The organism is Alkalihalobacillus deserti, assembly GCF_020734105.1.
Taxonomy (GTDB): domain Bacteria; phylum Bacillota; class Bacilli; order Bacillales; family Bacillaceae_D; genus Halalkalibacter; species Halalkalibacter deserti.
In genome coordinates this window covers 121,008-134,312 of record NZ_JAJAFR010000007.1, presented here as the reverse complement: position 1 = coordinate 134,312, position 13,305 = coordinate 121,008, and the positions used below count along the sequence as shown (strand labels likewise).

Annotated in this window: 11 protein-coding genes and 1 riboswitch; of the genes, 5 read left to right on the top strand and 6 right to left on the bottom strand. The window is 34.2% G+C overall.

Annotated elements, in window-relative coordinates:
- Positions 1 to 156: 156 nt before the first annotated feature.
- On the bottom strand, positions 157 to 1,788 hold the full coding sequence (locus LDX58_RS15025; RefSeq protein WP_227937640.1) for a PucR family transcriptional regulator: 1,632 nt from the start codon (positions 1,786 to 1,788) through the stop codon (positions 157 to 159).
- Positions 1,789 to 2,376: 588 nt separating this feature from the next.
- Between LDX58_RS15025 and LDX58_RS15020 the strand changes: the two genes are divergently transcribed.
- Positions 2,377 to 3,258: a LysR family transcriptional regulator gene (locus LDX58_RS15020; protein ID WP_227937639.1), complete on the top strand. Its 882-nt coding sequence runs from the start codon at positions 2,377 to 2,379 to the stop codon at positions 3,256 to 3,258.
- Positions 3,259 to 3,710: 452 nt separating this feature from the next.
- Positions 3,711 to 3,938, top strand: a complete 228-nt coding sequence (locus LDX58_RS15015; RefSeq protein ID WP_227937638.1) for a hypothetical protein — start codon at positions 3,711 to 3,713, stop codon at positions 3,936 to 3,938.
- Between the two features lie 236 nt (positions 3,939 to 4,174).
- Here LDX58_RS15015 and LDX58_RS15010 read toward each other — a convergent pair whose 3' ends face one another.
- Complete coding sequence (locus LDX58_RS15010; protein ID WP_227937637.1) at positions 4,175 to 4,864, bottom strand: Dph6-related ATP pyrophosphatase; 690 nt, start codon at positions 4,862 to 4,864, stop codon at positions 4,175 to 4,177.
- Positions 4,865 to 5,379: 515 nt separating this feature from the next.
- Positions 5,380 to 5,757 (bottom strand): peptide-methionine (S)-S-oxide reductase, encoded by a 378-nt coding sequence (locus LDX58_RS15000; protein WP_227937636.1) that lies wholly within the window; start codon positions 5,755 to 5,757, stop codon positions 5,380 to 5,382.
- A gap of 89 nt (positions 5,758 to 5,846) precedes the next feature.
- Positions 5,847 to 5,961: riboswitch (SAM riboswitch) on the bottom strand.
- Positions 5,962 to 6,263: 302 nt separating this feature from the next.
- Between LDX58_RS15000 and LDX58_RS14995 the strand changes: the two genes are divergently transcribed.
- Together LDX58_RS14995 and LDX58_RS14990 are read left to right on the top strand one after the other, a co-directional pair.
- Positions 6,264 to 6,731, top strand: a complete 468-nt coding sequence (locus tag LDX58_RS14995) for a hypothetical protein (protein WP_227937635.1) — start codon at positions 6,264 to 6,266, stop codon at positions 6,729 to 6,731.
- Between the two features lie 142 nt (positions 6,732 to 6,873).
- On the top strand, positions 6,874 to 7,125 hold the full coding sequence (locus tag LDX58_RS14990) for a hypothetical protein (protein ID WP_227937634.1): 252 nt from the start codon (positions 6,874 to 6,876) through the stop codon (positions 7,123 to 7,125).
- Positions 7,126 to 7,708: 583 nt separating this feature from the next.
- On the opposite strand, the gene LDX58_RS14985 is transcribed toward LDX58_RS14990, so the two are convergent.
- The 3 genes from LDX58_RS14985 to LDX58_RS14975 all read right to left on the bottom strand — a co-directional run bounded on the left by LDX58_RS14985 (position 7,709) and on the right by LDX58_RS14975 (position 11,597).
- Complete coding sequence (locus LDX58_RS14985; protein WP_227937633.1) at positions 7,709 to 9,142, bottom strand: sensor histidine kinase; 1,434 nt, start codon at positions 9,140 to 9,142, stop codon at positions 7,709 to 7,711.
- Positions 9,143 to 9,733: 591 nt separating this feature from the next.
- Positions 9,734 to 9,880, bottom strand: coding sequence for a hypothetical protein (locus tag LDX58_RS14980; protein ID WP_227937632.1), 147 nt, complete (start codon positions 9,878 to 9,880; stop codon positions 9,734 to 9,736).
- Between the two features lie 754 nt (positions 9,881 to 10,634).
- Positions 10,635 to 11,597 (bottom strand): carbon-nitrogen hydrolase family protein, encoded by a 963-nt coding sequence (locus tag LDX58_RS14975; protein ID WP_227937631.1) that lies wholly within the window; start codon positions 11,595 to 11,597, stop codon positions 10,635 to 10,637.
- A gap of 63 nt (positions 11,598 to 11,660) precedes the next feature.
- Between LDX58_RS14975 and LDX58_RS14970 the strand changes: the two genes are divergently transcribed.
- Positions 11,661 to 12,539 carry a LysR family transcriptional regulator gene (locus LDX58_RS14970; RefSeq protein ID WP_227937630.1) on the top strand — a complete coding sequence of 293 codons (879 nt, stop codon included), beginning with the start codon at positions 11,661 to 11,663 and terminating at the stop codon, positions 12,537 to 12,539.
- The last annotated feature ends 766 nt before the right edge of the window (positions 12,540 to 13,305 follow it).

Here is a 13,305-nt window from a genome sequence, read left to right as displayed (position 1 = left end):
TCTTTAAACTAATTATATTTGACATATAACCTCCAATCATTAGACACTGTGTAAAATATTCTATATATTTTTTCTACATTATGAGTGGTACCATCCTAGATTGTTTACAAGGTGTCGTATAAAAAAAGAAACCCTAATTTAGGGTTTCAATACAACTTACGATGACTTAGGTATAGAGGAAGAAGAATATTCAAAAAATGGTTTAGACGCAGAGGCATATTCATATGCAGAGATCGCAACTTCAATTGCTTGACGCTTATAAGGATCCATAAAATCATTCCCAATTAGTTCAAACAATTTATTTAAACGATGATAAAGTGTTTGACGAACAATGTGAAGCTGTTCAGCCGCCTCCTTTTTTGCCCCTTTACATCGCAAATAAATTTTTAATGTTTTTAGTAACTCGCCATTTGTCTGTTGATCATGTAATAATACAGGTCCTAAATAATCAATGATGAATTCACGAAGAACCCCTTGTTCGTTAGCAGCTAACACTAGTCGAAAGATATATAAATCCTCATAAAAGTACTCGCTTAATTCATTCGGCATTTTTTCTCTGATATTTAATGTTTCCTTTGCAGTATGGTAGCTGTTTTTTACATGACTTAAATTATTAACAAATTTACCGACACTAAACTCAAGTTGAGAAAAATTCTGTTTTTTTATGAAATCAGAATTTTTCAAACAGTCAATTCCTTCTTGTACCCTGCTCTTCAAATCATCAGTTTTCCGTTTATTAAGTAGTATAAAAACCATTTGATTTTTTTGTATAGAAGATAAGAGGAAGATACCTCGTTGCTCAAAAATAGAGCTAATAAATACTTTTAAGTACGTGATTTCCGACATTACTTGATCTAGATTATCTACTTTACAAAGTAAAACAGTACATCCATTGGGCTTAAGATTAGGTTCCAGCTCCGAAAGGTAATTGTGAATTTGTTCATTACTATGTTCTCCTTCAAGCCAACAACTAACCCATTCTGCTTCTTTAGCCTTGCTTTGTTCTTGGATATATAATTCGCGTAAAAGACTTTGAGCCAAGGCAATAGCACTTCGGTCTAAAATTAGAGATTCAAATTCAGTGATGGCATCCGATTCTGAAATAATAAACAGATCAGCAAACGTTTGATTCAAAGCTTGCACAGATTGGTGAGCAACATTCACATGTCTTGGTATCTTATTACTTTTCAGAAGTTCAAATAATTTTTCTTGCTCAGTTGGTGATTTTTTGGGAATAACGTTAACTTCTCCTTGAATAGAAATATAAAATATCGTCATCCCTAAGTATTCATATAAAAGTTGCAATATTTTTTGTTGTGGATTAGAGGAAAGAAGCAATTGATTTAATCTATTTGAGTATTCTTCTAAATCAGAAAGGACTTGATAATGTTTTCTTACTAAGAGACTATGTATCTCTTGTGTAATATCAATAAACCGCACTTCTTTAGTGAAAACAATTAAAGGAAATTTATGGGTGTCAGCCAATTCGATAATTTCTTGTGGTACGTCTGATATATACTGTCCTAATTCAATGCATAGTCCAGTTGCATTAGAGTCAATAAATTTTTTAACTAATAGAGCAAAAGCATCTTGATCTCCTTGCCACCCAATTCCTGTAGATAGTATAAGTTCATTACCGTTTAATAGATTTCCAATGGAGAGTACTTCTAAAACGTGGACCCATCTGACAGGCCGGGTAAGACCAGCTTTCCCCGCTATTACTTTCGCATGTCCAAAATGTTTATTCTGCAAAATTTCGTGCACAGATAATTTACTTTCAAAATTCATAGGTAAATCCCTCCAGAGTAGATTTCGGACAAACTACTATCTTGTTTAGGTGTTTTTCATATTAAACTAATCCTTATTTAGTCCTCGTACTTTAAACTAATAACTAGCAGTCATTCCCTTATATATACAGATCATTATATTCACAAACTTATATATCCTTTCAATATCACTGTCATATTTTCTCGCAAGGTTTTTTTCTGAATAAAATTAGAGTTCGCAAATGACAAAAATCCTTTAATAACAACATATTATTCATCGGCCCCTAAATTTATCAGTATTTAAAAGAAGAACTAGAAGGAAAAACCCCTCCTACAAGTAAAGCGCTTTCAATTATATTTAAATAACAATCTACCACTTTGTTATCCATTCATAAATTAAAACTTAAATAAAGAATTTTGACACATCAATCTATCCTAACATTCCACGGTTAAGTGATTAATGGCGGAAATTCTATTTCTGATTTGCACTAGTGTAACTGTAAGTAGTGCAAGATGAGTTAATTACAGTATACTGTATAAGATTCACATTAGTAAAATGAATGTTTATAATGTGAAACATGAGAAAAACTAATATAAGAAGGAGAATAAGATGACCATTAGTCGTTTTGAAGTCTTTTATGCTGTAGTTGAGTCTGGTAGTCTGACAAAAGCCGGAGAAATGTTAAATACAACACAATCAGGTATCAGTCATGCAATTACTAATCTAGAAACTGAATTAGGCTTTTCATTATTTCACCGTGGGCGATCAGGTATTAAATTAACAAATAATGGTGAACGCATGCTTGTATATATTCGTGATATCCTGAGCTTAAATGATAGAATGAAACAAGAGGCTGCAGCAATTAATGGGTTAGAGGTGGGTGTAGTGAGAATTGGTACATTTACAAGTGTCGCTACACAATGGTTGCCACATATTATAAAGCTGTTTGAAGAAAATCATTCCGGAATTGAAGTAAAACTGTTTGAAGGTGACTATTCTACTTTAGAACAGTGGATTTCAAACGGTGTAATTGATTGCGGCTTTCTCACTTCCCCTATTTCAAAATCTCTTGAATTTTTCCCTTTAAAAAAAGATAAAATGCTCTGCATCTTATCAGACCAGCACCCTTTTCATGCAGAGGAGAAAATTTCTTTTAAACAATTACAAACAGAACCTATGATTATGCCCAAACAAGGTTGGTCTAATGAAATAAAACAGCTTTTTAGCGAAAATAATATAAAACCAAATGTTAAGTTTGAGGTATCGGATGATCAAACCATTATGGCTATGGTGAAAAATAATTTAGGCATTAGCATACGGCCTGAAATGACTTTATCTGATATCTCTAGTAACATTCGTATACTTAATTTAGAGAACGATTCATTTCGATTTATAGGCATTGCTAGCAAACCAAATATGTCTCCTGCCACCAAAAAATTTATTGATTGTGTCCACACTTGGCTAAGTAATAACCATTTAATCGATTATTAACATATGAAGATCTATTTTAGAACTTTAGGGTAACTCAAATAGATTCTTCCCAATCAAGCCACTACCCTAGGGTTCGATAGTTATACTATTTAGCGCATAGATAGAATAATCATCATAATGAAGTGTAGAAAATCTACATCTATTGACAGGTTATTTTAAAATAGCATGAACCATTGTCCGACCAATATTTTCTACCTTCATTATTTCTCGCCTATCAATCAAAAGCCTCTCGAGATTCTTTATCGAGTGGCTTTATCTAAGTTTTAGTGTGGATGGTTACTGCGTTTGCAATGCTCGTATATGTAAGTGGTGCAAGCATGCCGACTTATAAGAAGGCATCTCAGCTACGTTTAAACGATGCTTCAAAAAGAAAGGTCTATTGAGATTGAAACGATCATTTTTTTACCTCTTTGACAAAAGCAAGCCCTGTCAATTGAATGAACGTGAATGTCATGAAAAGTCTTTCCACTCAACGGTTAAACCAGTCAAAAAAGCGCAGGAAACTTGATGCGAAGTCGTTTGCTGAGTTTGGAATCCCGTCTGTCAATTTATCAGCTGGTTATCTGCACGAGCATACGGATGATGAGGTTGTAGATTATAAAGCAACTTATGAGACGGTGAAATTGATTGAAGCGGTGCTACATGAAGGGTTGATTGAGGGGGCGAGGTTGATTCTTTGATTAGTAGTAAAGATGGTGAGAGACACCCTTAGGTTGAGGGTGTCTCTTATAGTTTTAGATATTGAAAATAGAATCATCGATTGAATTAGTTATCAATAGGAAGCAAAAATATAGGATGGTTTAAGAGTATTGTGACTCATTATAATGGCTTTTTTGTAGCGCCTGATTTTAGAAGATATAAATATAAAAATACAGTTAAACTTGCGTCCTAAAAGACTTAATTGTTTAGATTACAGCTATGTTTTCTCCAATAAATGACACGTTTGGATATCTAAAGACCACAATCCAGAATTCAAAACAACTTCTGATTTAGTCATTTCAATCTTTTTATGAAAGATTGGACCGTCCAACACAAAAGTATGGTATTCCCCTAATTCGCCCATAACGCAACTATCTGTTTGATGAATCTCGTCATAAAAACTCCAATCAAGGAATCTACCAGCCCATGTTTGGTCAAAATACTTAGTAGAAGCACGACAAATTACAGAATGAAAACCTTTGGATATAAAATCATAAAGAAGTTTAGAAGATTGGTTTGGTGAAATCCATACAGGGAATAAAGGCTCAATTCCCGATTTATATGCCACTTGCTTATTCCACTTTCTATCTTCTTTTGAATATAAACTCCCAAATACAATAGCTTCTACTCCAAATTTCTCTTTTAAGTGGGAAAATGACCTTTTTAGTGAAAGCTCATATTCCCCTGCTGAGTCTACCAAGATTAAAGGCAATCCCAATGCATTAGCTTGTAACTTTAAGATTTCTAACTGTATGCCATGTGCGTGATTTCGAGCATCTTTTTCTGAAACCATAGATAATAAACAAATAACCTCATGGTTTTCTTGTAGTACACGAAATAAAGCAAGACAACTATCTTTCCCACCACTCCAGCAAACAGCTACCTTTTTCACTTTATTTTCTTTCAAATTCCCCACAACCTTTTAAGTGAGTTTTCTGTGAATACCTTATCATGAACTAGATATTTAAAAGCGTTATCCTCATTAATTAAAGTTCCTCTTGCTTTGGGTATATAGAATTGGCAAGCTACCTAAAATCCATTGTCAACTAACGAATTCCTATAATCTGAAAACTTAACGAACAAATGCTGATTTATTCGTTGAAAGAGCATCCATAAACCAACAGGGGTGCATTTCCAACAAGTCTTGCGGAAGATCTTCCTGTCCAAAAAACTGGATATCAAGTAATTCAGAAGAATTGCTTCAAAGTTCTCCACCTTAAATTTCGGCTAGAAAACACGTTGTTATGAAGTGGACGATTTCCCCACTAGGATAAAAAAATAACTGCGACTTAGGATCAGAGTAGACACCAATTAGTCTAGTAATTTGTATACCTAAGTTCGTCTGCTGTAGAACTAAACGCCTGATTGTGAAAGCTAAAAATGTACTTCCTAACACATCGAAGTCCTAATGTGAGGTTTAAATTAAGAAATTAATTTGATCTCTTCCAACCTATTAATATGTCCCCATACTGGAGTAATTTCTGTAATAATTTCATCTTTAACTATATGTTTTAGTTCGTTTTTCTTTTGTTTAGCTACTGTTAATTGATTAATAGTAGTAAAGAAAATGAATGAATGATTTTTCATTTGCCGACCTTCTCTAGTTGTTGGGTCATGTAAGTCAAAAAACAATTCTAATAATTCCTTATAAGATACCTTCCAGGGATCAAACCAAATTTCTACTATATCTATATTTGCCCCTTTTAATTGTCCTATTTGAACACATTCAATCCCACGAAAACCTGTAATAAATGCTTTTTCACTGAAAAATTCGCTTGCACCAAACACTGCTCTTTCCATTATTTTCGCTCCTTTGAGCGATAAGCCTTCTATCCGTTAAAAAAACCCCTCTTTGATTCAAAGAGAGGTTAGTATAATGAAATACATCGCTCTCATCTTTCAAAGGTTAACACCTTTGCAGGAATTAGCACCGTTCAAGTCAAAATTTGACTTGATGGTTGCCGGGTTTCACAGGGCCTGTCCCTCTACCACTCTAGATAAGAAGTTTATCGCTATTTAATTTTTTAATTATTTAACAACTTTATTGTTACTAATACTATCAACCAATTATCTAAAAATCAAGTGATATTTTTAAAATTTTAAAAATTATTTCATCATATAAAGGGTTCCTGACCCCAGTGTTTTAAAGCACTGGGGGTCAGGAACCAAAATTAAACAAAGGGCAATACATAATTTAACAGCATCTACAAAAGAATATCCCACTTATTATGAAATTCACCATTACATTTCTCCCCCTCCCTTATATATACAAATTGAAGGAACCATAACCAAAGGGGGAATGTAAGATGAAGTCAGGAAGAATCGAACAGTTTACTCATTTAAGTGAGTTTAAAAGTGTGAAAGAATTTAACGAGTCGATGGCTGCTGCGTTGGATATTCATGGCCATCATTTTACGAAAGGAGAACGAATTGCGTTCATCCAGCTGACTCGTTTTTGTGTGAAGGTCATTGGCGTTTGCAATGCTCGTATATGTAAGCTTGTACAAGCATGCCAGCATACAAAAGGAGGCATCTCACGTTCTACCTTTGAGCGAATGCTTCGTAAAGCAAGGTTTTTAGGAATTCTCTCAAACTATCGGACGAAACGAGCAAAAGGTGGTTATTCACACAGTGTCTATGTCTTTCACCGCTTTGACACAAGCAAGCCCAGTCAATTGAATGAACGGGAAACTCTTGAAAATCCTGTCCACTTTAACGGGTTGAACCGACAAAAAATGCACAGGAAACTAATTTCATTAAAACTAAAACTTTAAATAATAAAGATCTACGTAAGGGAACATTGGAACAGATCAATCTTCATGATTTAGATGAATCGTTTACTCCTACTTATGTTCCTCAAAGATTTGTAAAAGCCGTTAAACCTTTTTTCAATTGCGCAACAGAGATTTGTAAGTTATGGAATCAAACTCGTTTCGCTTAGCAAGGTTTACCAAAAGTATTTCAATTGAGTCCTTTGATGATTTAATCAAAAAAGCGCTCAAATTAACGGTTTATCAATATAAAAAATGCCGCATTCGAACAACCTTTACCCAATATTACTACGGGACTATTTTTAAGATGTTTACATACAAGAAACGGATAGCTCATGCAGAAAAAACGCAATGGGGTTCATGGTTCGATCAAGGGTTTGGAGTGGAAGTGGAATGAGATAAATTACCACACCAACATGTCGTTATGATAAATAAAAGAACAGTCATAAGAACATTGAGAAAACCATCTGATTCTTCTTCTGATAGTTCGCTTAGAATATATGCGATCGCTCTCTTATAAGCTTTCGTTGATACTTTTTTCTTGTGAATGGAAACAAAGAGACAAACTTCTTTATAAAGTATTGTGAAATGATTACAGAAAAGGTTCTTTCAACAGTTGAGAAGTTACTTGTTATAGTTGGGATCAATTAATACACAAAACTACATCTGTCTTTATATGGAGAGATGGGCATGAAACCCTCTTACGGGTGAGTAATTCTTTCCCACTGCACGCTTTCGCTAAATGTTCATGCCCGTAGAGGATCCGTGTCAAGCCCACGCTATATTAAAATTCTTTCTCCAAGTTTGTGGTGGCTCAATTTTCAATTGCGAAATACACCCGTACTTTCTACCCAGGCTACCTTCAAGAATAATATCTATAAAAAATAGGCCAACCAGAAATATTTCTGGCTAACCTCATAATACGATCTGGTCCTATTGTTTAAAAGAAGTAACACCTATTTATTAATGGGAAACGATTTTTAATTAAAATCACTAAATTCATATTGAGGTAGCACAATTCTTAAAGTTGTCCCCTTCAAACTACTTTCAAGAACTTTTATTTCACCACGATGTTCAAAAATAATTTTTCTTACAAATGGAAGTCCTACACCCATCCCAGCGTTTTTTGAAGATATGAAGGGATCAAAAATATATTCCCATTGGTCAATTGGTATTCCTTCTCCAGTATCGGAAATATCAATGATGATTTGGTCATCTTTAATTTGTGTATAAATAATTATTTCTCGCTGTTTATCCTCGTCATTAATGGATTCACAGCTATTTTTTATTAAGTTTACAAACACTTGCTTAAGATAGGTGTCGCTAACGTATGCTTTTAGAGGTTTATACTTTTCTAAAAACGATACTTTTACTCTGTTTTCTTTTATTATTTCCGATGTTATGTCGATCGCTTCTTTAATGGCTTCATTTAAGTCTGTCAATTTGAATTCAATCGTTTTTGTATTTAGATATTCCGTATAACTATGGGTTAGATCCTCCAATTGTTGAGTGGATTTTTGAATCATTTCAACCATTTCGATACTTTGTTTTGGTAAAGATGCCGTACGATGAAGCAGTTTCGAATAGGCTTTAATTATCTGCAAATTATTTTTGACTTCATGAATGAGACTTGTCGCTATATCCCCTGTGTAATCAAGTTTTTTTTGGCGTTCTATTAGTCGATTATACTTAAGAGTTATTAAATTATTCATCTTAACAAAGGAAAAAACGATAATAGATGAAAAAACAATGACTCCCATACTACTGAAAATGGCACCTGTTCCAGGGATAAAGTTCAAAAAGCCCGTTACAAATAACAGCATTGAACAGAAAGAAAATGTGCTTAAAAATGATTGTAAATAAACATTTTGAATTCCTCTAGAAATAATAAAAATAAAGATCAATAGAAAAAGAAAAATACTTGTATGTAACAGGTAAAGACTATGGAACTCTCCGTAAGTAGGAAAGTAAAGCCTCGTGTCTGTGTTCAAAACATTAACTACTCTTAATCCCTCAATCCCAAATTTTGTCCAATTAAGCACATAAATAGCTATAGTCCACACAAAAAATAAACATAATACTTTAGTGTTGAATAGTGATAAAGTAAGTTTGTACCAGGTCGTATTCTTAAAATTCGGAGCATGCTTTTTAATAATCAAGTAGGTTAAATAAAAGGTTAAAGGTACAATAAATGTTGGTCCTACTCGAAAAAGACGAAATAAGAGCAAAATAACATTTTCAGGTAAGAAATCCTTTAGGTACAAGACACCGATATCAATTTGCCAAAGACTAATAGACAACATAAATAATAATAAAGCAATCCCCAACTCTGAACCTTTATAAATCCTCAATACATTTATTGCTAAAACTAAAGGGATTAACCCAATAGCAATGATTAATGATGCAATCACCATAGTTATTCATCCCTTTTGTATTTTTTCACATATTTGTGGAGCTTTTATACCGTCTCCTGTTACGACAATTTTACTCAAATTATACCAACCTTTTAATCTACTAACTATAAATCTTTTAATTATTCCAGATGAATCGATTAAAACCTACGTTAATTATTCGAAAAAAATACCAATAAATGTTATTTTATTATGGCTTTAGTAGGAGGGATATACTAAAATAATACTCATAGTTTAGAATGAGGTTCTTTAACTAGTAAGTAAAGAGAAATATGAACGTTTTTCTATTTTTATTGAAGTTCATTTATTAAACCTTCGTTTCACTAACATTCATCTCCGCTGTTTTTCTTCAAAAGAGTACTTCTTGAACGTTCATATGTTCACTTAAAATTGTTCTATTTATGCTCGGTCTACTAACCTCACTACGATTCCCACAGAGACCTTAATTGACGAAGTGTGTTACTTTATTTTCCACCAAGCTAGGCTTTTACCTGAGACCTCACCTATATGTTTAATTTTCTTCTACAATATGTAAAAAGCGAACATCCCGCTGGCGATTCGTTTCAACTACAAGGAAATGAATCATGTTGTCCATTAGACGATTTTCGTGGAGTTAGATACAGATGGTGATGTTTGTACAACCTGCTTAATTCGATTGGTCATTTCCTCTAGAACCTTATTGCTTTCATTTGCTCGCTTCACAGTGGTGTCTGAACCTGTAGCAACCTCTTGGATACTCATTGTTACTTGTTCGTGGCCTCTGTCGTTCCATTTATGCTTGCAAGAAACTGTTCGGAAGATGTAGTCACTTGTTCTGCTGTTTCATTAACTTTACCAATTAATGTTTATAGGTTAAATACCATTTGATTGAGCAGCGGATAATTGACCAATTTCATCCTTAGAATGATAATCAATTTTCACCCTTATTAAACTATGGATTAGCTTGCTTAGGGTAATAAGAAAGAAAATAAGGACACGATAAAATTTCAAAAAGACTCGCTCTTTAAACGCGCCTGATTGCGGAAGATCATCGCTTAAATCTTATTGAAGATAAGCAAACTTTAGTTAAAGAAGAACAACATTAAATTCTCTTTGATATTCTTTAAGCAGGTAACAACCTCTCAACTTAGTCTAATTCGATAGAGGCAAAAAGAGCTGTCGTATGACAACTCTTACAATTTCACTCTGCTTTAACCCTGGCCGCCACCACAGCAAACGAAGGATTTCTTATTCTCTCTCTAAAATAAAAATATCCAACTAACCACCACTATAAGTGCCAATACTGGAATTAAAACGAGATACATCCATAGTTGATTATTAATACTTTTATTACTACTATAATTTGTGTCCTCAGCTTTTGTAAGTAACAATGTAACAATAAGTGCAATTATACAGATAATAGAAACTAAAATTATTAGAAAATACATTTTTCCTCCTTTTATAACTCCTCTAAATTTATTCCCACGTTTCTTGCAGCTGTTAACTAAAAGGAAATCTACTGTTTTTCTTCATTTACGGTTAATTGAAACACATCTTTTCGAGCATAGTGCCCAACTACATCAAAATCAAAATGGCCACGTGTGATGTCGTCTAAATCCAGATTGGCATAAAGGATTTCTTCTTTTCCAAATACAGGTTCAACTAAAAATTCCCCAAGCGGATTAACGATGCAACTGCCACCGCCTGTAATCTCGTCTGGCAGATTTTTCATCTCCTCTCTTTCAAGTAAATCCTTTTCATACATATCCTTCGTTGAATATTGATTACAAGATAAAACAAAGCAACGTCCCTCAATTGCAATATGCTGCATAGAAGCAAACCAAGTATCACGTGAATCAGCAGTTGGTGCAATATAAATCTGAATACCTTTTTCATATAGCGCAGCACGTGCAAGAGGCATATAGTTCTCCCAACAAATCAGGGAACCGATTTTGCCATACGGGGTATCAAAAACGGGGAGTGTACTGCCATCCCCTTCACCCCAAATGAGACGTTCACTACCTGTTGGTTTCAGCTTGCGATGTTTTCCTAACAATTTCCCATCTGGACTAAAGAAAACCACTGTACAATAGAGTGTGCCACCACTTGTGTGTTGGTCGCGTTCAATGACACCAATAATAGTATAAGCACCTACCTTTTTCACTGCCGCGCCTAGTTGATCTGTTTCTGGTCCTGGTACTGTTATAGCATTATTTGCATAACGTAGAAAGTCATCCCTTCCGCTGTCAGATCGGCTACCTACCACCGCTCCAAAGTTCATTCCACGTGGATATGCTGGAATAAATGCTTCTGGAAAAACAATAATATTGGCTCCTTGATCCCCGGACTCTTGAATTAACTTTATTGCCTTGTTGATAGATTTCTCTTTACTCATTACGATTGAACCTGCTTGAACGATTGCAACTTTACATGTTGACACCTGAATCCCTCCATTGAATATAAGTGTAAAAGTGATCATTTATAATGTAAAATATATGAAAAGCATATTGAATATGCCTAAAAGGAATAATGGGGGAATTCGGTGAATTTACGAGACTTCGAGGTATTTAAAACGATTGCGGAATGTAGAAGCTTTTCAAAGGCAAGTGAGCAGCTATTTATCGCACAACCTTCCTTAACTAAAACAATCCAAAAGTTGGAATATAAGCTTGGGGTAACACTCTTTGATCGTTCTAATCGGATTATTCGTTTAACCGATGAAGGGCAACTTGTCTATGAAAAAGCGATTACAGTGTTACAGCAAATGAAAGAGTTAAAAATAGAACTTGAAGATATGAATGAACAGGTACAAGGGCATTTAAAAGTCGGTCTGCCACAAATAATTGGTACTTTTTTCTTTCCACAAGTAGCAAAGGCTTTCTTAAAGCAGTATTCAGGTGTCAAACTTGAAATTGTCGAAGAAGGAGGTTTGAGCGTAGAAAAGCTCGTTGAAAAGGGTGAAGTCGATGTAGCATTTGTGGTGTTACCTACACAGAGCAAGGAACTAGAAGAACAACTCATTTTTGAAGCTCCGTTTGTTGCCTGTTTGCCAAAAAATCATGTTTTAAGAAGTGATCATCATATTAAACTTTCACAACTGAAACAGGATAACTGGATATTGTTTGATCCTACATTCGCCTTGCGCCAAGTGGTTCTTGAAAGTTGTCGTAAAGAGCAGTTTGAACCGAATATTGCATTTAGTACAACGCAGTGGGATTTGTTAATGGCATTAGTTCGTGAGGAAATAGGTGTTGCTATTGTTCCAAGTCCATTAACCGAAATGAGCGCACAGAATGTTTGTGTAAAAGAGATCAGTAGTCAGTATATCCCTTGGAAAATTGGAATCGTTACGAAGAAAGAACGATATAAATCACATGCGTTACAGGCTTTTTTAAAAGTAGTATCCTATGTTTACAAATAGGCTGGTTAGAACCGCACATATTAGTCATATTTTAAATGTGCGGTCCTTATTTATTGTTTTCTTCCGAAATCTGTTCCTCCACTTCCCTTAGTAGCGATGGCATCGAAAAGGTTCTTGAGGCTTAAGACCTCGTGGGTTAACGTTATGGATCTTTTCCTATAAATACGAATATACGTGAAAAACAAGTTTATACACTCTCTAAAAAATATCGTCAGAAAAAAGGTTGGTCAAGTTAACGAGTTAATAAAATAAAAAAGGGCTGTAGTTACAGGAACGGGTTCGTTTCAGGAGTAGAAAGTATTAATCCGCATACCAAAGAGCAGCACTATTGAAGGTTACTTAACAACCAAATTAGCTCCAAAAAAAGCACTGGAATTAGCCAATGCATTTTTATAATCTTCATTAAACTTTATTAAACTCAAGCACCCTATACTTCAATATGTGATGACACACGGATCCTCATTCCGCTATTTCTTAAAATCTTAAATACCCTTTAAATCAACATATAAAAGGAGTCCAATTAATGTGCTAAATGAACTCCTTTTTCTATTACTTTTTTAGTTTTTCTAGGGTCTAAACCGAACCCGTTATAGTTACAGTCCTCTTTTTTAGGAATTTCCAATCAACAATTTGTGAAGTATTTCACTTAAACTAACGGGGCTTATCTTAAATAAGACATATAAATTAAAACGCTTGGATTAGATTAATCCAAGCGTTTCTGTACTGTTATTTAACTCGTTATTTCTATTATGATTTATTTTACATT